Origin of the sequence: Oceanospirillum linum, assembly GCF_001995095.2 — a bacterium.
Classification (GTDB): domain Bacteria; phylum Pseudomonadota; class Gammaproteobacteria; order Pseudomonadales; family Halomonadaceae; genus Oceanospirillum; species Oceanospirillum linum.
In genome coordinates, this window is sequence record NZ_MTSD02000242.1 from 1 (window position 1) to 386 (window position 386).

Annotated in this window: 1 protein-coding gene; it reads left to right on the forward strand. The window is 44.8% G+C overall.

Going from position 1 to position 386, the window contains the following annotated elements:
- Positions 1 to 386: hypothetical protein (locus tag BTA35_RS18150; RefSeq protein WP_161489903.1), on the forward strand; the 386-nt coding region annotated here is incomplete at both ends.

Sequence of the window (386 nt, forward strand, 5' to 3'; positions counted from 1 at the left end):
GTTTGTATCAACTTCACGGCTTATCAGAGCAGTCAACTTTGCGCCCACCAGCTGTCATGACTTATAAGCTGAGAATGCTGAATTACGGCGTTGAAAATCTAGCTGCAATTGAAAACCAGCAGCAAGCTTGGCAGCGTCTAAAAAACTGCCCCGACAAACTGCGCCAAGCAGCAGACTTCATGGTATTGAACGAGCAATATCAGAAACTAATACTAGAACCCTGGGTGGGTGAAACCCTGCTGGAAATCACCCAGCTGTTGTATTTGTTCGCCAAAGAGCCTAAGGCCAAGGCAGTTAAATCTACCGATGATGTTTTTCATAATCTTTTGGTCGCTGTTAAATTACCTAGCCATCCAACTGATCGTCATCAGTGGCTACAACAATCT